Raw genomic sequence first — 19,462 nt, forward strand, 5'->3', positions numbered from 1 at the left:
TTGAAGCAAGTTTAATAAATAGATTTTTCTATATTTATTGAAGGATACGAGCCTGAATTACTGAAGTTTTGTTTGCTTTAACTTGTTACCTTTTATTTCATATGAATAATATAGATTGGTCAGATTTTGAAAAAATAGATATACGGGTAGGTACCATTATTGAAGTGCAGCCATTTCCGGAAGCCCGTAAACCCGCTTATAAGATAAAGGTGGATTTAGGCCCGGAATTAGGAATTAAAAAATCAAGTGCCCAAATAACGGTAAATTATTCTGCAGCAGAGTTGCTTGGCAGACAGGTTGTTTGTGTAGTAAATTTTAAGCCCAAACAAGTAGCTAATTTTGTTTCGGAAATATTGATCACCGGCTTCCCGGATTCGAATAATAATATAGTATTAACCCAACCTGGCCTACCTGTTCCAAACGGAAGCAGGCTGTTCTAAAGTTTTTAAGGTTTATTTTGAGCACTCCCCGCCTCTACTTCTTTTAAGCTAAGGCTATCAACAATTTTTTCGTAAATTTTATCGAGCTCACTAACGTTCCGCAAATAATAACTGTAGCTTTTATAAAATTGGGCTGGTGTTACGTTATGTTTTTTTAGGATATTCTGCTGCAAAGCCTTATAGTGAAACGAGGCAGTATCCAACGCAAGTCCCATTCGTTCTACTCTGGCCTCGGCGACATGAATATCAAATAAAATATTAGTCATTTTCTTCTCCGGCAAAAGATCCGGAGGTGGAGGGCTAATTGGAGAGGTACAAGCGTAAACAGCTGAGCAAAAGAGCAAGACAAAAAAAGCTTTTTTCACGGAGCTAAATTAGGTATTTTGCCTGAATATTTAAAATATAACGTCTGCGTTAGTATTTAGTATGAAAGAACTCATTAAGAAATTACAAAAATACGAAATCAGAATTCGTCAGGCCATCCATGACCAAATGCAAGGCGATTTCCATTCTGTTTTTAAAGGTACCGGACTTGAGTTTGATGATGTGCGTTCCTACCAATACGGCGATGATGTGCGATCTATTGATTGGAACGTGTCTGCCAAAGGCCATGGTACCTTTGTTAAAACTTATAAAGAAGAAAAAGAGCAATCCGTTTTTTTAATATTGGACGTTAGTGCATCGCAGGCCTTGGGTACAAACGGTCAGCAAAAAATAGAAGTTGGTAAAGAAATTTGTGGGGTATTGGCTTTGGCTGCCGCCAGACAAACCAGCCAAATTGGAATGGTTTGTTTCAGCGACCAAAAAGAGAAATACATTAAACCGGGCCGAGGCACTGAACATGCCTATGCCTTGATAAAATCATTATTTGAATTAACTCCGGCCTCCGATAAAACCGATTTGGCAACTGGTATCAAGGTTTCACTGGGCATTATTAAACGTCGTAGTTTAATTTTATTGATTTCTGATTTTATAGATCTTAACTACGAACGCGAAATGGGCATGCTGGCCAAAAAACATGACTTGATTGTTATACAGCTGGTAGACAAACGGGAGAAGGAGTTTCCGGCCATGGGTATTATACCTTTATTGGATAAAGAAAGCGGAAAAACTATTTGGGTTAATACTTCTTCTGAAGAATTCCGGCAAACCTATATTAATACTTATTCCGAAAATCAGGAAAAAATTGCTAAAATTTGCCGGAAATATAAATCCAACTACCTGACAATTTATACCAATGAAGATTATGTTTTGCAATTGGTAAACTTATTCCGGTTGCGCAATAAATTTAGAAAAAGTGCTTAAAAAGCTATTTATATTCTTTCTCCTGTTGCCTGTATTATCCCAGGCACAAGTATCTAAAGAAAACAAACCCCAAGGTATATTTTCGTTGGATTCTATAAAAATTGGGGAGCCGGTAAATTTTATATTTTATTTTCAGCATCCTGCTGAGCAGGAAATTATTTTACCTGATTCAAGTTTTAACTTTGCTCCATTTGAATACGTTACCCGTCAGTTTTTTCCTACTAAAACAAAAGATGGGCAAAGCGTGGATAGTGTGGTTTATACCCTACGCACCTTTGCCATTGCCCCCGTACAAACAATTGCTTTACCCATTACCATTTTACAAAATCAGGACACCCTTATAATACAATCCAGTCCTTCAGAAATTTTTGTTAAACAATTAGTAACTGACAATCCTGACCCGGAAAAGTTAAAAGCTGAAGTAAATTTATTACCGGTACCAGAAAGATTTAATTATGCTTACTGGCTCATAGGCTTAGGAATTGGTTTGCTGCTGTTAGTTGGATTATGGCTATTGCTGGGTAAAAAAATTATAGTCCGGTACCGGCTTTACATCCTTAAAAAAGATCATTCTCAATTCATTAATAAGTTTACAGCACAAATAGATCAGTTTAATAAATCTGAATCTCTGACCATTATTGAGCAAACCATTACGCTTTGGAAAAATTACCTGACCGACTTGGAAGGTAATGCTATTAATAGTTTTACCACCAAAGAAATTGCCGCCTATTATAACGACGATGAAGACGTAACTACGGCACTTCGCCTTTTCGATAAAGCTATTTATGGCAATATCGTTTCCGATAAATCGTCAGAAACTATTATTGCCTTTTACCTGCTCCATCACTTTGCCGACCGGAGATATGAATATATAAAAGAACAAACCAGAAATGCTACAAACCCTGAAATCATACCTCAACTGGTTTGACCTGGATTGGTTCCGCTACAGTACCTTTCAGTCTTACGACTGGATTGAGCCGCTTTTTCTTTATTTTATTCCGGCGGTACCTTTCCTTTTTTTACTTCGCTGGCTTATCCATTTCCGGTTTAGGAAAAAACTGGAAATTGCCTTTTTTGAAGGTAAAGCCATTTGGCACTGGAGCAGCATATTGCGTTATATACCAGATATTTATTTTGCTTTATTTATTATTTTTGTTTTGGTAGCACTGGCCCGTCCGCAGCTAACAAACGAACGGGTAGAACAATATTCGGAAGGTATAGATATTACCCTGGTACTGGATGTTTCTGGCTCAATGGAGCTAAAAGACTTTAAGCCAAACCGCCTGGAAGCAGCCAAAGAAGTGGCCCGAAATTTTATTCAAGGACGCTCACACGACCGGATAGGTTTAGTAGTTTTTGCTGGTGATGCTTATTCCTTAACTCCCTTAACCACTGATTATGATTTACTCCGCGAAAGCATTAATGATGTTCAGTTAGGAATGATTGCTAATGATGGTACGTCCATTGGAAGTGCGTTAGGGGTTGCCATAAACCGAATGCGGGAATCAGAAGGAAAATCAAAAGTTTGTATTTTAATAAGTGATGGCGAAAATACCGGTGGCAATATAGATCCGGCCACCGCGGCAAAATTGGCTTATGGGTTTAATATTAAAATTTATACCATAGGTATAGGCAAAGATGGTCAAATACCTTACACCGATGAAACAGGTAAAACCAGTTACATCCAGACGCGCCTGGACGAAACAAACCTCCGGGAAATAGCTAAAGCTGCCTCCGGAACATTTTTCAGGGCTTCGGATAAAAAAGCTTTAAATGCTATATTTTCCCGGATCAATCGTCTGGAAAAAGCTAAAATCCAGGAAAGCCGCTTCCGCGATACCCGTGATTACTACCAGGTATACTTAACCTGGGCTATAATTTGTTTTTTACTTTGGCTGGTTATAAAAAACACCTTTCTGGCCAATGCCCTGGAAGATTAAACTGCTAAAAATTAGTTAAGGCTTTTTATCCGGTTTATCTGCCCTTAATATAAGGAGAAATAACATATTTAATGTTTAAACTTAGTACCTAAACCTTAATATGTATATTTGTGATCAATAACCGGTACAGAAAATTATGTCAGTTGCAGAAAATATAGCTCATTTTCAGGAAGAACTAAGAGGCACCAATTGTAAATTGATTGCAGTTTCTAAAACTCAGCCAAATGAGGCTATTTTAGAAGCTTATGAGGCTGGCCAACGAATTTTTGGGGAGAATAAAGTTCAGGAACTAACGGCAAAATATGAGGCCTTACCTAAGGATATTGAATGGCATTTAATCGGACATTTACAAACTAATAAAGTAAAGTATGTGGCTCCTTTTGTTCACACCATTCAATCTGTCGATAGTTTAAAGCTGCTTCAGGAAATCAATAAGCAGGCCCAGAAGCATAATCGGGTTCAGAATTGCCTATTACAGATTTATATTGCCGAAGAAGAAAGCAAATTTGGATTAGATCAGCAGGAAGCAATAGCACTCTTAGCCTCCGAAGAATTCAAGTCATTATTAAATATCCAGATTACGGGCGTAATGGGGATAGCCACCAATACCAGTTCCGAAACCCAATTACGCAAAGAATTCAGAACCTTGAAAAAATGTTTTGAGGATTTAAAAGTAAAATACTTCTTTGATTCAGACCATTTTAAAGAAATATCAATGGGCATGAGCTCTGATTTTAAGCTGGCCATAGAAGAAGGAAGTACGATGGTACGCGTCGGAAGCTCCATTTTTGGAGCAAGAAATTATTCAAAATAATATACCAATGTCACACAAAACAATATTAGTTATTGGTGCCCTGCTAGGCGCTTTAGGGGTAATGATTGGTGCTTTTGGAGCCCATGGTTTAGCTAAAATTTTAGAAGCTAATGGTCGCACAGAAACTTTTGAGACTGCCGTTAAATACCACATGTATCATGCCCTGGCCATGTTGGTCACCGGCTTGATTTTATTTAATGTGCCTTCCAAGTTTATTCACCTGGCTGGTTTATTTTTCCTGATAGGGGTTTTAATCTTCTCGGGCTCTTTATACATTCTTAGTTTAACCAACATAAAATGGTTGGGAGCAATTACACCTATAGGCGGCTTGTTTTTAATTGCCGGCTGGCTGAGCCTGGGACATGGCATCTTTCATTACTGGCCTAAAAAATAACATTTGTCTTTGCCTATTTTAGTCTGTTGCCGTTTAATATAAAGGATCAGCAGAGATAACCATGGCACAAGAAAAGAAAGACAGCAAGGGTAGTTCCGGTAAAATGAAGCCTTACGTTTCAGATAAAAAACAGGGGCAGGAAAAGTTTAAACCTGGAACCAGCAAGTTTGGTAAATTCTCTACCCGCGACGATAAACTGGAAGCCAAAAACGCTAACCGCAGTTTAAAAAAGTCGGTGCGGCAAGAGGCTAAGCAGGATTTAAGAAAACTTTTATAGAAGCTAACCAAGATAAAAGCAGAAAGCTCCAATTTTATTGGAGCTTTCTGCTTTTATGTAAACAACTGCCTTACTTGATAGAGGAAGTAGCCGTATTTTTTGATGTAACGTTAGTTACGAAAGACAAAGAAGCATTACCCGTAACGGAGTTAGACACCACTGTGATAACTTTATTATTTTGTCCTGCTTTCCCGGCACTGTTAAATTGAGCCGTAATAAATCCGGTTTTGCCAGGAGCAACCGGGGTTTTAGTCCAATCTGGAGTAGTGCACCCGCAGGTAACCCGTACATCAGAAATTAATAGCGGCTGGTTACCGGTATTCTTAAAAGTAAAAGTATGGTTTACCACATCCCCTTCTTTTATAGTGCCAAAATCAAATTTGTTTTCTGTAAATGTTATCACCGGACCATCCGTTACCACTTTTTGATTGGCCGCCGGGGTAGCAGTTTGGGCATTAGCTACCGTAAAACCAAATGACAGGCAAAAAGCAAGAGTTAAGATTTTTTTCATGTTTTGATAAAATTAATAATATGCGGTTCTGTTTGGTATTTTTTATTTGTTTAAGGTAATGTATTAATCTACTAACAATTGTGAATTAAAGTTCAATAAAAACAATTCTTCTGCCGAACGGGTTATTGCGGTATATAACCAACGGGCAAATTCAGTATTTACCATATCCTCTTTTAAAAATCCGTGATCTACAAATACAGCTTTCCATTGACCACCCTGCGCTTTATGGCAGGTTAAGGCATAAGCAAATTTTACCTGCAGGGCATTTAAGTAAGGATTTTTCTTTATTTGCTGCATGCGCTCCCGTTTAGTACCTAAATCAGAATAATCTTTAAGCACCTCTTCGTACAGTTTTTTACCCATATCGGCCGGTAAAGCCGGAGCCTCGGTATACAAAGTATCCAATAAAACCTTTACTTCCATTTCGGGCTCTTCCGGATAATCAACAAACCTTATTTGTACATCTGCAAACCTAAATCCATAGAGGTCTTCGTAACGCACTATTTTAGTAATTTCCACAAAATCGCCGTTGGCCATAAATCCAATAGTAGATTCTTTTGGCACCCAATAATAATTATTCCGCACAATCATCAGGTAATCCCCCACCCCAATTTCATCCTCAGCAAAAAATATCTGTCGCCGGATGTGTTGGTTATAGAGGTTTGCATTCTTATTGGAGCGGCAAATTACGGTAGTATTTTCAATCCCGAATTTATCATAAGCGTACCGCAACCCATCTTCCAGCTTCTCCCCTGTCATCCGGTAAATATCTTTATAGCTCTTGGTACGCAGTTGCAGCTGTGGCTCTTCCTGCCTTAACTGTTCCCGTAGGTTGGTAGCATTCATTAAAATGCCCGATTCCTGTGCCTGCCGCATGACCTGGCGCAGTTCTATTTCCTGCACATTACACCGGAAGTTGTTCCGCAAATAACTGGCATCTAACGATGGGCTGATGGTTTGATTTACCGGTGGCAACTGAGCCGTGTCGCCAATAAGTAATAATTTATTATTTTTCTTTTCGAATACGTATTGTATCAGGTCCTGCAACAAGCCACTATCCCCAAAAGCTTTTTCGTCTGAAATCATAGAGGCTTCATCGACAATAAAAACGGTGTCGGATAACTTATTAGGTTGGCGAGTAAAAGCTAAGCCATCTGAAAAACCATTGGACGATTGCCGGTAAATTTTTTTATGAATGGTGGAAGCCTGTATCCGGGTATAAGTAGCCATTACTTTAGCTGCTCTACCGGTTGGTGCTAACAAAACATATTTATAGCCAAAAGTATTCAGGATTTTAACCAAAGCCCGCACAACGGTAGTTTTACCTGTTCCTGCAAAGCCTTTTAATAAAAAAACTTCGCGGTTGCCCGCTTTATTCAGGAAGAAAGCTTCTAATTTTTTAAACAAGGCCGACTGGTCAGCAGTTGGCTCAAACGGGAAATTTTTAAGTAAGGCTTCTTCGGGACGCATTTAAAGACGTGGCACGTATAAATGTATGATTTTAAAGATAATAGAGAATTTTTAATTTTATTATTCTGGACTAACAGTTGCCATAGAAGCCGAAGCTTTTGCAATCAAAACCGCAACATTATCTTTATTAATACAAAAAACTTCTGCCTCACAAAAGTTCAAATTTTTACCTTGTTTCAGAACCCAGCCTTTAGCTAAAAGTTTGGTACCTATTCCCGGATTTAAATAAGATACCTTTAATTCTGCTGTAACCACGGCGCAATCTTTTGGTACCAACGTAGTTGCCGCAAAACCAATGGCGGTATCTGCTATAGTCGCAATAACGCCTCCATGAACAATGCCTCTACTCTGCAAATGCCTTTCTTCTAAATCTAATTCTCCTTCTATCAGTCCTTCTGCTATATTTGTAATTTGAAAGCCAATAAAGTTGATAAAAGATTGGCGCTCCAATTTCTGAAGTATTGTATTTTTGAAGTCTGGATTGTAGGTCTTAATCATTAGGTAAAACTAAGAACGAAACCTCTTGGAAACAAACGTAACAGAACTTACACAATTAGTGCAGCATTACACCGGCAAGCTTCGGGTGCGGGTTTGTGGTATTTGTTTGCAGGATAAAAAAATACTGGTGGTCAACCATAAGGATATAAATGGCAGTTATAATTTGTGGTCTCCGCCGGGCGGAGGGCTACAATTTGGCGAAAAAATAAAAGAATGCCTGGTGCGGGAATTCGCTGAAGAAACCGGATTAGAAGTAATACCCGGACGTTTCTTATTTATGAATGAGTTTTTACAAGATCCGTTACATGCCCTGGAGTTATTTTTTGAAGTACACATTACCGGAGGACAATTAAAAACCGGAATTGATCCGGAATTAGATACCAATTCCCAATTAATTCGGGAAGTGGCATTTAAATCCCTGCCAGAATTGCGCCAAGAAAAGCCAAAGGATTTACATCATATCTTCATAGATTTGATAGATTTAGATGATTTATTTATACCAATTCACCGGTTTAAATAAATTGTCAGTTGCTTTCCTTTTGTAAGGCTATGCACAGCCTGTTTATAAAAACTGAGATAGCTTCCTGTTTCTTATATTTTAAATTTTCAGCTGAAATGAAAAAAAATCAGCTTCTTTTATTTAGTTACAAATACGTTGGCTCCTGAAACAAAAAATTACCGGCTCACAACCAAAATCGTCGATGAGACTTTTGATCCGCAGCATTTAGATAGATACTATCTGTATATAACTGCTGGCAAACATTCTATTCGTTTTGGAGCTACTGATGCCGAACGCAATAAATTTATTTTGCTGGAGGATTATGAACTTATAAATGTTTTTACCCCTATTCAGGTAGCCCAACAACTAGAAGATATTTTAGCAGATCACAGCTTTTTAAGAAAAGAAAGCTGGAAACAAGTGCGGGCGGCCGTTAAAAGCCAAAAATTTACTTTAATTCCCAATACCCTTTTTGAAGAGCAGGCTGCCGCAGATTATCTTAAAATCACCAGTGACTTTGATGCTTTTCACGAGCAGGTATTTACTTACAAGCATTCCAGTATTGATGCTGTAAATATTTTCGCTTTTGACAATTATTTTATAAAAGTTATAAACGAAACTTTTCCAGAAAAGCCTATCCGTTACCTGCACCAAACAAGTGCTTACATGGAGGGGCTTTTACATTATGGCGAACGGACTCAGCAACGACGCTTGTATGCCGTAGCTGAGAAAAACAACTTAACTATTCTGGTAATGCGGGATGGTACTCTGGAGTTTTGTAATATATTCCATTACACCACGCCCGAAGATTTTATGTATTTTCTGGTGTTTGTTATGCAAGAGCAAAAGCTAAATCCAGATGCTGACGCCGTTACTATTTGGGGCGATTTAACCCACGACTCTGCTTTATTTACTCTTATGCGCAAGTATATCAGGCATGTAAATTTTGGTAATAAACCTAACGGCGTAGAGTACAGTTACAAATTGGAAGATCATTTTGAACACCGTTTCCTTGATGTCTATAGTTTACATTTTTGTGAATAAGAAACCTTGGTTATAAGTACTGCTTAAAACTATTATAAAATCACCTACTTTTTAGTAAAAATCTCCACGTAAAAAATTCCCCAACTATTAAAACTTAGCTGCAAGAATGAACCGCATAGCAATATTTCCCGGCTCTTTTGATCCTTTTACCAATGGGCATTACGATGTAGTAAAGCGGAGCATAGGCTTATTTGATCAGATAATAATAGCCATAGGAAATAACAGCAGCAAAAAACGTTATATACCCGTAGACCTAATGGTAGAGATTATTTCTGAAATCTTCAAACAAGATGCTGCTATCTCGGTACAAGCTTATAAAGGGCTAACAGCTGATTTTGCAAAAAGCGTAGGAGCCAAATTTCTGCTGAGGGGCTTACGTAACACAACAGATTTTGAGTACGAAAATACCATTGCCCAAGCTAACCGGCACGTAAACAAAGAACTGGAAACAGTATTCTTAATCACCTCACCGCACCTAGCTGCCATTAGCTCCACCATCATCCGGGAAATTCACATGTACGGCGGCAATGTAGATGATTTTATACCTTTCCAGATTTCGCAGCACGTAGATAATAGCGGACAACAAATGCAATAGAGGCATAAGCTTCTGGTAATACCGCCTCTACTTCCTCAGGCGTCATAAATTTTACCTGCTCAATAAATTCTTCGGCCTGCGGTTTCATCAGCGAATCATCTTCGCATTCCATCAGGTACCAGCTGGTTCTCTTCAAAATTTTATTGCCTTTATAGGCGTAGGAATGCCAGGTTTTCGGTAATTTATCAATGGCTTTAACCTTGATATTACATTCCTCTTCCACTTCCCGCAGGGCTCCCTCTTGCGGGTCTTCTTTTTTGTTTAGTTTACCTTTTGGTAAATCCCACATGCCCAGCCGGTAAATCATTAAGATTTTACCATCTTTTACAACTAAACCACCGCCAGCTTTAACAATCTTAAACTGATCTTTAAGATGCAGAATGAGTTTTTTTTTCTTATCAGTGATAAGCGTAAGGGTAGAAAGCTTTTTTAGCTTTTTTACCTCCATTAGCCGCACAATACGATCGATGATGGCATCGTTTACATTTCGAATAAGTATGTCACCTACTAATTCTTTGGAAGAAAATGACTCCCCTTCATCCAAAATCAAATCGTAGTGGTGCTTATATACTTTTTCACCTGCTTTTTTGATGATTAAAGGAATGTCATTAATAAAGACGTTCATCTGCTAATTTCTTAAAACGTAAGATTCGAACTACAAATCAAAAAAAATAAATCGTAAACAAAAATTGGTGGGGATAAAAATCCAAAAAATATTATTACGTACCTTCGCCCCATGCAAAAGTCTAATACAGCTCTACAAATTGCCTCGTATTTATTAGAAACCGAGGCCGTAAAACTGCGTCCGGACGTTCCGTTTACCTGGAGTTCCGGATGGCTTTCTCCTATCTATTGCGATAATCGTGTAACCCTTTCTTTTCCGGCTATACGTAGTTTTATCAAAAACGCATTATCCGAAGAAATACGTAATCGTTTCCCGGAAGTTGAAGTAATTGGTGGCGTGGCCACTGCTGGTATCTCCCAAGGTGCTTTAGTGGCCGATGCCCTGGACCTGCCATATATTTATGTACGCCCCGAGCCTAAAAACCACGGCATGGGCAACCAGATTGAAGGACGCCTGCAAATAGGGCAAAAAGTAGTTTTAATAGAAGATTTAATTTCTACCGGCGGAAGCTCCCTTAAAGCTGCACAAGCTGTAAATAATGCTGGTGCCGAAGTGATTGGCATGGCCGCAATTTTCACTTATGGCTTTGATAAGGCTGCCCATAATTTCCAAGAGGCTAATATACCCATTATTTGTTTAAGTAACTACCAAAACTTATTAGGTATAGCTTTGGAAAAAGGCTATATAAAAGCCGATATGCTGGATACCTTGAGCGCCTGGCGCAAGGCTCCGGATAAGTGGAAGAAATAATTATTTTGGTTTGGAGAAGTAACTAATTTCCATCCGGAAATAGTTACTTCTCCCTTTTCTAAAACCTGAAACAGCAAAATGAAAATTGGCCTTATATCAGATACCCATAGTTATGTAGATGAACAGATTCTCCGGCATATGGGGGAATGTGATGAAATTTGGCATGGCGGGGATTTTGGCTCTTTAGCTGTCTCGGATGCTTTAGCAGCCTTAGCGCCTCTGCGGGGCGTGTACGGCAACATTGATGATATAACTCTCCGGAGTGTCCATCCTAAGGTGCAACGCTTTTCTGTGGCCAGTTTAGATGTACTGATGACCCACATCGGCGGCTACCCAGGGAAGTACCATCCTGATATAAGCACATTGATTAAAACTAATCCGCCCCAGTTATTTATTTCTGGGCACTCGCATATTCTAAAAGTAATGCCGGATAAAAGCCTTAATCTTTTGCATATTAATCCGGGAGCAGCCGGCAGGCATGGCTTTCACCACATTCGTACGCTGGTAAAATTTGAAATTAACAACGGAAAAATAGAGAACCTTCAGGTTGTGGAACTTGGAAAGCGGGCATAAAAAAAGAGTAACGTACGTCTACATTACTCTTCTGAAATATCTTCAAATTTAATTCAATATCCGTTACCGGAATTGTATTATTCAGCAGCGGCTTCGCCTTCAGTAGCTGCGGCCGGAGCAGCTGGTGCAGCACCTTTATTGAATTGCGCTTTTAATTCTTCAATGTCAACGTTCTTAATTACCGGGGTTGCCAATAATTGTTTAATTACACGCTGCTTGTTGTTAGCTCTAGCTATATTTTTTCTGTGTTTTCTTTTTAATCTTGTAACGGCCATTGTTCAAATTTTAAATTGAAACGCAAAAGTAAGCTATTATTTTTACATTCTCAACAAATTTAGATTTAAAGTTAAACTTACATGCTAATTGATTTGCGTAGCGACACCGTTACCCGCCCAACTCCGGGCATGTTACAGTACATGATGGAAGCCGAAGTTGGCGATGATGTATATGAGGAAGACCCGACTGTAAATGCTCTGGAAGCAAAAACGGCCGCCTTATTTGGTATGGAAGCTGGCCTCTTCTGCCCTTCTGGTACCATGACAAACCAAATTGCTATAAAAGCTCAGACAGAACCTTTAACAGAAGTAATCTGCGACTTTACCGCTCATATTTACCAATACGAAGGCGGGGGTATTGCTTTTAATTCGGCGGCCTCTGTTGCCTTGCTTCACGGAGAAAGAGGCAAAGTAACCGCTGAAATGGTGCAGAGCGCCGTCAGGCCAAATGATAACCTCCACTACCCGGTTTCTAAGTTAGTAAGTTTAGAAAATACTTCTAATAAAGGAGGCGGCACTTTTTATACACTACCCGAAATAGCTACAATTGCTCAGGTTTGTAAAACCCATAATATGGCTTTTCATTTAGACGGAGCCCGGGTGTTTAATGCCTTACTAGCGGCTCAGGAGGCGCCAGAAGCATATGGTCAGTATTTCAACAGTATTTCTATTTGCCTATCTAAAGGGTTAGGCGCCCCGGTAGGATCCGTTTTATTAGGTAGTAAAGAGCTAATCTACAAGTCTAAACGAATCCGTAAAGTTTTAGGCGGAGGCATGCGCCAGGCTGGTTTCTTAGCCGCCGCCGGGCTTTATGCCTTGGAACACCAGGTAGACCGTTTAGCCGAGGACCATGCCAGAGCAAAAGAGTTAGGCAAAACCTTACAAAAGTGTGCATATGTATCAGAAGTCTTGTCGGTAGAAACTAATATCGTGATTTTTAAACTGGCTCCTGCTCTAAATCCCCAGTCATTCCTGCAAAAATTAAAAGAAAAAAATATATTAGCCATTCAGTTTGGTCCACAACAAATACGCTTGGTAACCCACCTTGATTTTACTCCTAGTATGTTGGAATACACAATTGATGTACTGAAAAAACTGAATTTTTAACTCCAGATATCACATTAAATAGTAGCCAGAAAAAAACTTAAGCTAAAGACTGTAATAAGGCAGGCCAACAGGAAAAACAGTCATGTTAAAAACTGCCTTGCCCTGCCTTTTATGAACTTTTTTTTAACTAACAATAGGCGGAAAATTATAAAACAGCCCCTTAGAACTATTGAAATAATTTATAGAAAATGGATAATCAAAGGTTAGAAAGTTTAGATTGGCAGAGCATTTTAAATCAGGATGCCATACTGGCTGTGATAATCCGGAACGGCAAACCTATTGAGTCCAGTTCCCATGAAGATATTTACCTTAGTTTATTAAGTTCTATTATCAATCAACAACTTTCTACAAAAGTAGCCCGAGTTATTAAAGAACGTTTCCTCCAACTTTTCCCGGAAAATTATCCTGCGCCTGAATTGGTATTAAACCACCCGGAGGAGGTAATGAAAGGTGTAGGCCTATCTTTTCAAAAACTCAATTACATAAAAAATGTAGCAGCATTTGCCCAAGCTGGCCAATTATCTTTTCGTTTACTTAATACATTGGATGATGAAGCACTAATCAAACATTTAACCCAGATAAAAGGCGTAGGAAGGTGGACTGCCGAAATGATTTTGATGTTCACCCTGGGCCGACCTGATATATTCCCAACAGATGACTTAGGCATACAAAATGCCATGAAAAAACATTACGGCTTAACCAGTACCGGAAAAGCTTTAGTAAGTGATATGGCAGAAATTGCCCAGCATTGGCGACCTTACCGTACCATTGCTTCCCGTTACTTGTGGCGATCGCTGGATATTTTTTAGATTTTACTCTTAGGTGCTGGATTTGCTGGCCATGAAGGTAATACATAACCCCATAAACGCAATAATGGTAAAAGAAACCCGGAGGCTGGTAGCCCCGGCCACCAAGCCAATTAAAGGCGGTCCTACTAAAAAGCCTAAGAAACCTATAGTTGATACCGCTGCCAGGGCCACACTTGGCGACATTCTATTAGACTTACCAGCTTCCCCATAAACTAATGGCACTACCGAAGAAACACCTGCTCCTACCAGGAGGAAGCCAATTAAAGCCGTAATCAGGTCCGGAAAAAGAACAGCAATCATCAAGCCACAAGCTGTTAAAATACCACTTACTTGAATGGTGGCTTTGAACCCAAACTTTTGGGTAAACGAGTCAGCAAAAAAACGACTCAAAGCCATGGTACACATAAATGCCGTATACCCCGCTGCTACCCAAGCCTGCTTGGCCAGTACCACCTTTTTAAAATAAACTCCGCTCCAATCAAACATAGCGCCTTCACAAATCATACAACAAAAGGCAATTATTCCCAGGTTGATTAAAGATTTATCCGGTTTTACAAAAATGGGTTGGTTTTTATTTTTATTGGTATCTTCTGGTAGTAGAAACCAAGTACTAATTAAAGCTGCTACCACCACCAAAACCAAAACCAGGGAAAAATGTTGTACCGGTATAATACCTTTACCAATCATATACGCACCCAAACCCGCCCCCATAAAACCGGCCAGACTCCATAAACCATGAAAAGATGCCATTATTGATTTCTTATACAAGGCTTCCACGCCAATGGCTTGGGTATTTATAGAAATATTAGTTAGGTTTCCGACAAAACCAAAAAAGAATAAAGCTATTGTTAGATGCAGGACGCTTTGGGCCGCGCCAATGCCTACCAGCATAACTCCGTAAATTAAAATAGCCAGCGTAACTACTTTCCGGCTTCCCAATTTAGCAACCAGCCAGCCTGCCAAGGGTAAAGAAACTAAGGACCCAATAGGAATTGAAAACAATATTGCTCCTAACTGCGATTCGTTCAATTTAAGATTATGCTGGATAGTAGGAATACGGGAGGCCCAGCTTGCAAAACATAAACCAAGTAAAAAAAACAAAGACCCCACCGCAATCCGGTACACTCTTTTTGAGGGAAAGTTAGCTTCTGAAGTGATCGAAAAATTTTCTATGGTAATATTGATTTTGTTGGCTATAATCTGCTTTCTATTGCCCTATCTGCTATTCCAGCGAAAGGTTATAATAAAAACCATTCAACTTTAGGCATTAAAAAACTACTTGAGAGAGTTTTAAGCAAAGCTAACAACTAGACCTTACTATTCAATAAAAGCAAAGGAAAACAGAAGCCTGAACAGGCAGTAACTAGTTACCTTACTTTTCCCCGCTTGATTAAATAATTAAGCAATATTTTTTCAAATGGCTCCTGAATATCTACCGGAATAAAATCTATTTTATATTGCCCGCATTTTAAAGCCAACTCCTGTTTAAAAGCTTTCATGGCACTTAAATATTGATCGCGTACCTGAGAGGGTTGCAACTTCACCTCTTCCCCGGTTTCAATGTCTATAAAGACGTAAGGCCGCTCGGCAAATTCGAATTGCTCTTCCGTTTTTTTATCAGTTACATGAAATAATAAAACCTCATGGTTATTATGCTTCAGGTGTTGCAAGGCAGCCAGTAAACCAGCTGTATCCTCGTTCCGGCTTAACATATCGCTAAAAAGAATTACCAGGGAACGTTTAGGTATTTGCTGGGCAATCTGGTGTATTACCTCCGAAACATTCGTATTCTTGCCCGGTGAGGGTTTACTTATTAACTGCTGTAAGTGCAACAATAGGGTGTGTACATGCGAACTAGTTGAACGAACAGGTGTTTGGGCTTCCACTTTATCTGAAAAAGTAACTAAACCCACAGCATCTCTTTGTTTTTGAAGCATAGTAGCAATAGCCGCTGCACACAAGGCACTAAAGGTAACTTTGCCATTCGTTTCAACCGGGTAAAACATAGAAGGCGATACATCCAGTAAAAGGTGGCACCGCAGGTTGGTTTCTTCCTCATAGCGCTTCACAAATAATTTATCGGTTCGGGCAAAAACTTTCCAATCTATGTGCCGGGTGCTTTCTCCGCTGTTATAAAGCCGGTGTTCCGAAAATTCAACTGAAAAGCCATGATAAGGCGACTGATGCAAACCTGTAATAAACCCCTCAACCAGTTGTTTGGCCAGAAATTCTAAATTCTCAAATTTCCGCACCGCGGCCAGATCAATAACAGTTTGCTTCATAAATATATTTAGCCTTTAAAAGAGGTGATTTACGGGCGTTTAAAAATATTTGCTCTTTAAAATAGATTATTTTATCTAAAAATTTTTTAAATAAAGTAAAATATTATATTTGTTGAATATTAAAGCAAAGCCAAGAAGAGATAAATATTGAAAAATAGTTTACTGTTACGTGACTAACGTAAATTTAACAGTAAAAATTTTTATAAATCATCTAAATACTTTACTTTAGCCATACATTAGATAAAAAGTTAATTTAGAAAAGTGGAAGAGAACAACGAAAAAGCTGAAATTTATTCTCAAAGAATAAGAGCTGGGAAAAGGACGTATTTCTTTGATGTGAAGTCAACACGGTCAAATGATTACTACCTTACGATTACGGAAAGTAAAAGAAAATTTAAAGATGATGCTTACTCATATGAGAAGCACAAGATTTTCTTATACAAGGAAGATTTCGCTAAGTTTGTAGAAGCACTTCAGAGCACTATCGACCACGTAAAATCTGAATTACTAACTGAAGATGTATTAGCTGAACTGGAAAGACAAGCTCAGCAACCAGCTGAAATGGATGATGAATTAAAATGGGAATAGTTTAAAAAGTTCTTAACTACATAATTTAGAAGCTCATGTTTGCATGGGCTTTTTTTATTTCCTTTATCTCCTAAAATAAAAATACATTTTACTGCAATTTTGATTTCATGCGCATTTCCTTATAAATTCTTTTATTTATAATCATAAATACTACCAGGGGTATTGGACAATCCCGGTTTTTCGAAGAAGGCTATTATATCATAAACAATGATACCATTCCAGGTTATATAAAACGAAATGATGAAATTAACTTAAGTAAAGTAGTGTATTTTAAATCTGGTATAAATGAAAATAAAGAAGAATTACTTTCTCCGGAATTAATCAAAGGATTTGGTTTTAAAAAAGATGATGTGCATTATGAATCTGTAAAGGCTGAAATCAGAAAGGATACTTTGGCTTTTTCTTCGCCTCGTTTTGCTCGTTTAATTTTAAGAGGATACACTAATTTATACAAACTTCAGGTCCCTGAAGGTGAAAGAAGGGTAATCTTTAATCCAGATAATACTTTTGTCTTCATCATTAGAAAGGAAAATCAAGATTATACACTTGGTCAATATGAGTACTGGACCAATAACCAAGTAAGTGTAAATAAGCGATACATGGGCATTTTAAATATTATAGCTAATGATTGTGATAAAGATTTAAAAAGCCAGATTGCCAATATTAGCTTTACCGAAAAAGATTTTTCAAATTTTATAGAAAGGTATAATGAATGTAAGTCCCCTGAAGTTAAAAGTGAGAAATTTAATGCTAAAATTAAGTCTACCCTAAGTCATGGGGTTGAAGCAAGTTTTAATACTTATTTAACACCAGATAATACGCTTCTTTCAAATGGGAAAGGATTTCCGTTAGGCTATTTTTGGACTTTAAATAATCCGGAAATCAGCCGCAAATACGCCACCTACTTTGGAATAAATTACCTTTCGTTAGATTTTAATTTTTCTCACGAATCAAAGATTCTCCAGCAGGTAATTAGAGTTCCGGCTAAAATGCAAATTATCAGAGTTCCGGTTTCTTTGCAACGTAATTTTGTTTATTCGCCAAACCAATTATTTAAGCCCTTTTTTAACCTGGGATTGTCTGGTGCCTTTATAATTAAAAATGAAATAGATAATTCTAAATTCTATCCTTATTTTAACATTGGTATTGGAGCTAATATTAAAAGCATTCGGTTTGGAGCTTTAATAGAAAACGAAGGGGTTTCATTAAACGGACCAAAAATTATAAAATTTAGTTTAGGTTATACTTTAAAAAGGACTTAAAAAAAGATGAGCTTAATAAGTCACCATCTTAAGGTGAGTCTCTCTACTAGTGATAAACATAAAATTTTCCGGTTCCTCCTTTTTCTTTTAACCTTTATACCTTGATTAATAATATCAGATTTTAGATTTGTAACCGGCTTATTATAGGAAATAATAAAACCCATAGCTATTACCTAAAATAGTAAGTATATTTGCACCCGATTTTAAAGGAGGTAAAAGCAAATAATATGCTTTTTGTCTTTTTTCTAATTATACTTTTAACCTTACATTATTTTAAATACATGGGACTTCGTTGCGGAATTGTAGGCTTGCCTAACGTCGGAAAATCTACTTTATTCAATGCTATATCTAGTGCCAAAGCCGAATCGGCTAACTATCCATTCTGTACCATTGAACCTAATGTTGGGGTAGTAACCGTACCAGACGAGCGTTTGCAAATATTAGAAGAACTGGTGCACCCGGAGCGGGTTTTGCCTACCATCATAGAATTTGTAGATATTGCCGGATTAGTAAAAGGAGCTAGTAAAGGAGAAGGATTAGGCAATAAATTTTTAGCAAATATCCGGGAAGTAGATGCCATTATTCACGTTGTACGCTGCTTTGATGATCCTAATATTGTACACGTAGCCGGGGGGGTAGATCCGGTTTTTGATAAAGATGTAATAGATACCGAGCTCCAGCTAAAAGATTTGGAATCTATTGATAAAAAAATAGCTAAAGTAGAACGTACCGCTAAATCTGGGGATGCCAAAGCCAAAAAGGAATTTGCGTCCTTACAAGCTTTCAAAGCCCACCTGGAAAGTGGCAAGAATGCCCGTTCTTTAGGTGCTTCCGAAGAAGATTTAGAAGCAGTAGCCGATTTGCAATTGCTGACGTTGAAACCAGTTGTTTATGTGGCTAACGTGGACGAAGGCGCTATCAATACTGGTAACCAGTTTGTAGAAGCTCTGAAAGACCATGTAAAAGACGAAAACGCCCAGGTGGTAGTAATTTCGGCAGCCATTGAAGCGCAAATTGCCGAACTTACTGAACCGGAAGAAAAAGAAATGTTTTTAGCAGAATATGGTCTAAAAGAATCTGGTTTAAATCAATTAATTAAAGCTTCTTACAGCTTACTAAACCTAATTACGTATTTCACGGCTGGCGTTAAAGAAGTACGTGCTTGGACAATCCAGAAAGGTTGGAAAGCACCGCAGGCAGCTGGCGTCATTCACACTGATTTTGAAAAAGGCTTTATCCGGGCTGAGGTAATTAAATTACCCGATTACCAGGAATTTAAAACTGAAGCAAAAATCAAAGAAGCTGGTAAAATGTCTGTAGAGGGCAAAGAATACGTGGTTCAGGATGGCGACATCATGCACTTCAGATTCAATGTTTAAACTTATTTAACCATAGTTTAAAAGG

At 38.3% G+C, this 19,462-nt stretch carries 25 protein-coding genes; 17 read left to right on the forward strand and 8 right to left on the reverse strand.

Annotated features, from left to right (window positions below; translation table 11 throughout):
• Nucleotides 1–101: 101 nt before the first annotated feature.
• Complete coding sequence (locus ADHAQ_RS0121840; RefSeq protein WP_026464739.1) at nucleotides 102–440, forward strand: tRNA-binding protein; 339 nt, start codon at nucleotides 102–104, stop codon at nucleotides 438–440.
• Nucleotides 441–445: 5 nt separating this feature from the next.
• On the opposite strand, the gene ADHAQ_RS26710 is transcribed toward ADHAQ_RS0121840, so the two are convergent.
• Nucleotides 446–805: a DUF4296 domain-containing protein gene (locus ADHAQ_RS26710; RefSeq protein WP_281172379.1), complete on the reverse strand. Its 360-nt coding sequence runs from the start codon at nucleotides 803–805 to the stop codon at nucleotides 446–448.
• 61 nt (nucleotides 806–866) lie between these two features.
• On the opposite strand from ADHAQ_RS26710, the gene ADHAQ_RS0121850 reads away from it, so the two are divergent.
• The 6 genes from ADHAQ_RS0121850 to ADHAQ_RS0121875 all read left to right on the forward strand — a co-directional run bounded on the left by ADHAQ_RS0121850 (nucleotide 867) and on the right by ADHAQ_RS0121875 (nucleotide 5,170).
• Nucleotides 867–1,745, forward strand: a complete 879-nt coding sequence (locus ADHAQ_RS0121850) for a DUF58 domain-containing protein (protein WP_026464740.1) — start codon at nucleotides 867–869, stop codon at nucleotides 1,743–1,745.
• Nucleotides 1,738–2,673, forward strand: coding sequence for a hypothetical protein (locus ADHAQ_RS0121855; protein ID WP_157433484.1), 936 nt, complete (start codon nucleotides 1,738–1,740; stop codon nucleotides 2,671–2,673). The genes ADHAQ_RS0121850 and ADHAQ_RS0121855 overlap by 8 nt, the downstream gene beginning before the upstream one ends.
• On the forward strand, nucleotides 2,636–3,685 hold the full coding sequence (locus ADHAQ_RS0121860) for a vWA domain-containing protein (RefSeq protein ID WP_026464742.1): 1,050 nt from the start codon (nucleotides 2,636–2,638) through the stop codon (nucleotides 3,683–3,685). Before ADHAQ_RS0121855 ends, ADHAQ_RS0121860 begins: the two co-directional genes overlap by 38 nt.
• A gap of 136 nt (nucleotides 3,686–3,821) precedes the next feature.
• Complete coding sequence (locus ADHAQ_RS0121865) at nucleotides 3,822–4,499, forward strand: YggS family pyridoxal phosphate-dependent enzyme (RefSeq protein WP_026464743.1); 678 nt, start codon at nucleotides 3,822–3,824, stop codon at nucleotides 4,497–4,499.
• Nucleotides 4,500–4,506: 7 nt separating this feature from the next.
• Complete coding sequence (locus ADHAQ_RS0121870) at nucleotides 4,507–4,893, forward strand: DUF423 domain-containing protein (RefSeq protein ID WP_026464744.1); 387 nt, start codon at nucleotides 4,507–4,509, stop codon at nucleotides 4,891–4,893.
• A gap of 61 nt (nucleotides 4,894–4,954) precedes the next feature.
• Nucleotides 4,955–5,170, forward strand: coding sequence for a hypothetical protein (locus ADHAQ_RS0121875; protein WP_026464745.1), 216 nt, complete (start codon nucleotides 4,955–4,957; stop codon nucleotides 5,168–5,170).
• Nucleotides 5,171–5,240: 70 nt separating this feature from the next.
• Here ADHAQ_RS0121875 and ADHAQ_RS26715 read toward each other — a convergent pair whose 3' ends face one another.
• The 3 genes from ADHAQ_RS26715 to ADHAQ_RS0121890 all read right to left on the reverse strand — a co-directional run bounded on the left by ADHAQ_RS26715 (nucleotide 5,241) and on the right by ADHAQ_RS0121890 (nucleotide 7,649).
• Complete coding sequence (locus ADHAQ_RS26715; RefSeq protein ID WP_034257005.1) at nucleotides 5,241–5,681, reverse strand: DUF1573 domain-containing protein; 441 nt, start codon at nucleotides 5,679–5,681, stop codon at nucleotides 5,241–5,243.
• 63 nt (nucleotides 5,682–5,744) lie between these two features.
• On the reverse strand, nucleotides 5,745–7,151 hold the full coding sequence (locus ADHAQ_RS0121885; protein WP_026464746.1) for an ATP-dependent DNA helicase: 1,407 nt from the start codon (nucleotides 7,149–7,151) through the stop codon (nucleotides 5,745–5,747).
• A gap of 60 nt (nucleotides 7,152–7,211) precedes the next feature.
• Nucleotides 7,212–7,649 carry a PaaI family thioesterase gene (locus tag ADHAQ_RS0121890; RefSeq protein WP_026464747.1) on the reverse strand — a complete coding sequence of 146 codons (438 nt, stop codon included), beginning with the start codon at nucleotides 7,647–7,649 and terminating at the stop codon, nucleotides 7,212–7,214.
• A 25-nt stretch (nucleotides 7,650–7,674) separates the two neighbouring features.
• Here ADHAQ_RS0121890 and ADHAQ_RS0121895 point away from each other — a divergent pair, with 25 nt between their 5' ends.
• The 3 genes from ADHAQ_RS0121895 (at nucleotide 7,675) to coaD (ending at nucleotide 9,787) form a co-directional block, all read left to right on the forward strand.
• A complete protein-coding gene (locus tag ADHAQ_RS0121895; protein WP_026464748.1) occupies nucleotides 7,675–8,169 on the forward strand; it encodes an NUDIX domain-containing protein in 495 nt (164 codons plus the stop codon).
• Between the two features lie 135 nt (nucleotides 8,170–8,304).
• Complete coding sequence (locus tag ADHAQ_RS0121900) at nucleotides 8,305–9,192, forward strand: DUF3822 family protein (protein WP_026464749.1); 888 nt, start codon at nucleotides 8,305–8,307, stop codon at nucleotides 9,190–9,192.
• 106 nt (nucleotides 9,193–9,298) lie between these two features.
• Nucleotides 9,299–9,787, forward strand: a complete 489-nt coding sequence (coaD, locus tag ADHAQ_RS0121905) for a pantetheine-phosphate adenylyltransferase (protein WP_026464750.1) — start codon at nucleotides 9,299–9,301, stop codon at nucleotides 9,785–9,787.
• Here the strand turns inward: coaD and ADHAQ_RS0121910 are convergent.
• Complete coding sequence (locus tag ADHAQ_RS0121910) at nucleotides 9,732–10,412, reverse strand: NUDIX hydrolase (RefSeq protein WP_026464751.1); 681 nt, start codon at nucleotides 10,410–10,412, stop codon at nucleotides 9,732–9,734. The genes coaD and ADHAQ_RS0121910 overlap by 56 nt on opposite strands.
• A 111-nt stretch (nucleotides 10,413–10,523) precedes the next feature.
• Here ADHAQ_RS0121910 and pyrE point away from each other — a divergent pair, with 111 nt between their 5' ends.
• Nucleotides 10,524–11,162, forward strand: a complete 639-nt coding sequence (gene pyrE, locus ADHAQ_RS0121915) for an orotate phosphoribosyltransferase (RefSeq protein ID WP_026464752.1) — start codon at nucleotides 10,524–10,526, stop codon at nucleotides 11,160–11,162.
• Nucleotides 11,163–11,240: 78 nt separating this feature from the next.
• Nucleotides 11,241–11,735, forward strand: a complete 495-nt coding sequence (locus ADHAQ_RS0121920) for a metallophosphoesterase family protein (protein ID WP_026464753.1) — start codon at nucleotides 11,241–11,243, stop codon at nucleotides 11,733–11,735.
• Between the two features lie 77 nt (nucleotides 11,736–11,812).
• Here ADHAQ_RS0121920 and ADHAQ_RS0121925 read toward each other — a convergent pair whose 3' ends face one another.
• Nucleotides 11,813–12,010 carry a hypothetical protein gene (locus ADHAQ_RS0121925; RefSeq protein WP_026464754.1) on the reverse strand — a complete coding sequence of 66 codons (198 nt, stop codon included), beginning with the start codon at nucleotides 12,008–12,010 and terminating at the stop codon, nucleotides 11,813–11,815.
• Nucleotides 12,011–12,091: 81 nt separating this feature from the next.
• Between ADHAQ_RS0121925 and ADHAQ_RS0121930 the strand changes: the two genes are divergently transcribed.
• Together ADHAQ_RS0121930 and ADHAQ_RS0121935 are read left to right on the forward strand one after the other, a co-directional pair.
• Nucleotides 12,092–13,117: a threonine aldolase family protein gene (locus tag ADHAQ_RS0121930; RefSeq protein WP_026464755.1), complete on the forward strand. Its 1,026-nt coding sequence runs from the start codon at nucleotides 12,092–12,094 to the stop codon at nucleotides 13,115–13,117.
• A 188-nt stretch (nucleotides 13,118–13,305) separates the two neighbouring features.
• Nucleotides 13,306–13,926, forward strand: a complete 621-nt coding sequence (locus ADHAQ_RS0121935; RefSeq protein ID WP_026464756.1) for a DNA-3-methyladenine glycosylase family protein — start codon at nucleotides 13,306–13,308, stop codon at nucleotides 13,924–13,926.
• A gap of 9 nt (nucleotides 13,927–13,935) precedes the next feature.
• Here ADHAQ_RS0121935 and ADHAQ_RS0121940 read toward each other — a convergent pair whose 3' ends face one another.
• On the reverse strand, nucleotides 13,936–15,051 hold the full coding sequence (locus ADHAQ_RS0121940; RefSeq protein ID WP_026464757.1) for an MFS transporter: 1,116 nt from the start codon (nucleotides 15,049–15,051) through the stop codon (nucleotides 13,936–13,938).
• A gap of 242 nt (nucleotides 15,052–15,293) precedes the next feature.
• Nucleotides 15,294–16,208: a DUF58 domain-containing protein gene (locus tag ADHAQ_RS0121945; protein ID WP_026464758.1), complete on the reverse strand. Its 915-nt coding sequence runs from the start codon at nucleotides 16,206–16,208 to the stop codon at nucleotides 15,294–15,296.
• Between the two features lie 261 nt (nucleotides 16,209–16,469).
• On the opposite strand from ADHAQ_RS0121945, the gene ADHAQ_RS0121950 reads away from it, so the two are divergent.
• From ADHAQ_RS0121950 to ychF, 3 genes are all read left to right on the forward strand, one after another.
• A complete protein-coding gene (locus ADHAQ_RS0121950) occupies nucleotides 16,470–16,796 on the forward strand; it encodes a DUF3276 family protein (RefSeq protein WP_026464759.1) in 327 nt (108 codons plus the stop codon).
• Between the two features lie 263 nt (nucleotides 16,797–17,059).
• Entirely contained in the window at nucleotides 17,060–18,058 is a 999-nt protein-coding gene (locus ADHAQ_RS0121955) for a hypothetical protein (protein ID WP_026464760.1), read from the forward strand.
• A 281-nt stretch (nucleotides 18,059–18,339) separates the two neighbouring features.
• Nucleotides 18,340–19,437 (forward strand): redox-regulated ATPase YchF, encoded by a 1,098-nt coding sequence (ychF, locus tag ADHAQ_RS0121960; RefSeq protein ID WP_026464761.1) that lies wholly within the window; start codon nucleotides 18,340–18,342, stop codon nucleotides 19,435–19,437.
• Nucleotides 19,438–19,462 lie beyond the last annotated feature (25 nt).

It is taken from the genome of Adhaeribacter aquaticus DSM 16391 (assembly GCF_000473365.1).
In the GTDB taxonomy this organism is placed as follows: Bacteria; Bacteroidota; Bacteroidia; order Cytophagales; family Hymenobacteraceae; genus Adhaeribacter; species Adhaeribacter aquaticus.

Excerpts from the sequence above, each read along its gene's own strand:
- ADHAQ_RS0121840 (WP_026464739.1), top strand. The coding sequence starts at position 102 with ATGAATAATATAGATTGGTCAGATTTTGAAAAAATAGATATACGGGTA.
- ADHAQ_RS0121850 (WP_026464740.1), top strand. The coding sequence starts at position 867 with ATGAAAGAACTCATTAAGAAATTACAAAAATACGAAATCAGAATTCGT.
- ADHAQ_RS0121860 (WP_026464742.1), top strand. The coding sequence starts at position 2,636 with ATGCTACAAACCCTGAAATCATACCTCAACTGGTTTGACCTGGATTGG.
- ADHAQ_RS0121865 (WP_026464743.1), top strand. The coding sequence starts at position 3,822 with ATGTCAGTTGCAGAAAATATAGCTCATTTTCAGGAAGAACTAAGAGGC.
- ADHAQ_RS0121870 (WP_026464744.1), top strand. The coding sequence starts at position 4,507 with ATGTCACACAAAACAATATTAGTTATTGGTGCCCTGCTAGGCGCTTTA.
- ADHAQ_RS0121875 (WP_026464745.1), top strand. The coding sequence starts at position 4,955 with ATGGCACAAGAAAAGAAAGACAGCAAGGGTAGTTCCGGTAAAATGAAG.
- ADHAQ_RS26715 (WP_034257005.1), bottom strand. The coding sequence starts at position 5,681 with ATGAAAAAAATCTTAACTCTTGCTTTTTGCCTGTCATTTGGTTTTACG.
- ADHAQ_RS0121885 (WP_026464746.1), bottom strand. The coding sequence starts at position 7,151 with ATGCGTCCCGAAGAAGCCTTACTTAAAAATTTCCCGTTTGAGCCAACT.
- ADHAQ_RS0121890 (WP_026464747.1), bottom strand. The coding sequence starts at position 7,649 with ATGATTAAGACCTACAATCCAGACTTCAAAAATACAATACTTCAGAAA.
- coaD (WP_026464750.1), top strand. The coding sequence starts at position 9,299 with ATGAACCGCATAGCAATATTTCCCGGCTCTTTTGATCCTTTTACCAAT.
- ADHAQ_RS0121910 (WP_026464751.1), bottom strand. The coding sequence starts at position 10,412 with ATGAACGTCTTTATTAATGACATTCCTTTAATCATCAAAAAAGCAGGT.
- pyrE (WP_026464752.1), top strand. The coding sequence starts at position 10,524 with ATGCAAAAGTCTAATACAGCTCTACAAATTGCCTCGTATTTATTAGAA.
- ADHAQ_RS0121920 (WP_026464753.1), top strand. The coding sequence starts at position 11,241 with ATGAAAATTGGCCTTATATCAGATACCCATAGTTATGTAGATGAACAG.
- ADHAQ_RS0121925 (WP_026464754.1), bottom strand. The coding sequence starts at position 12,010 with ATGGCCGTTACAAGATTAAAAAGAAAACACAGAAAAAATATAGCTAGA.
- ADHAQ_RS0121930 (WP_026464755.1), top strand. The coding sequence starts at position 12,092 with ATGCTAATTGATTTGCGTAGCGACACCGTTACCCGCCCAACTCCGGGC.
- ADHAQ_RS0121935 (WP_026464756.1), top strand. The coding sequence starts at position 13,306 with ATGGATAATCAAAGGTTAGAAAGTTTAGATTGGCAGAGCATTTTAAAT.
- ADHAQ_RS0121945 (WP_026464758.1), bottom strand. The coding sequence starts at position 16,208 with ATGAAGCAAACTGTTATTGATCTGGCCGCGGTGCGGAAATTTGAGAAT.
- ychF (WP_026464761.1), top strand. The coding sequence starts at position 18,340 with ATGGGACTTCGTTGCGGAATTGTAGGCTTGCCTAACGTCGGAAAATCT.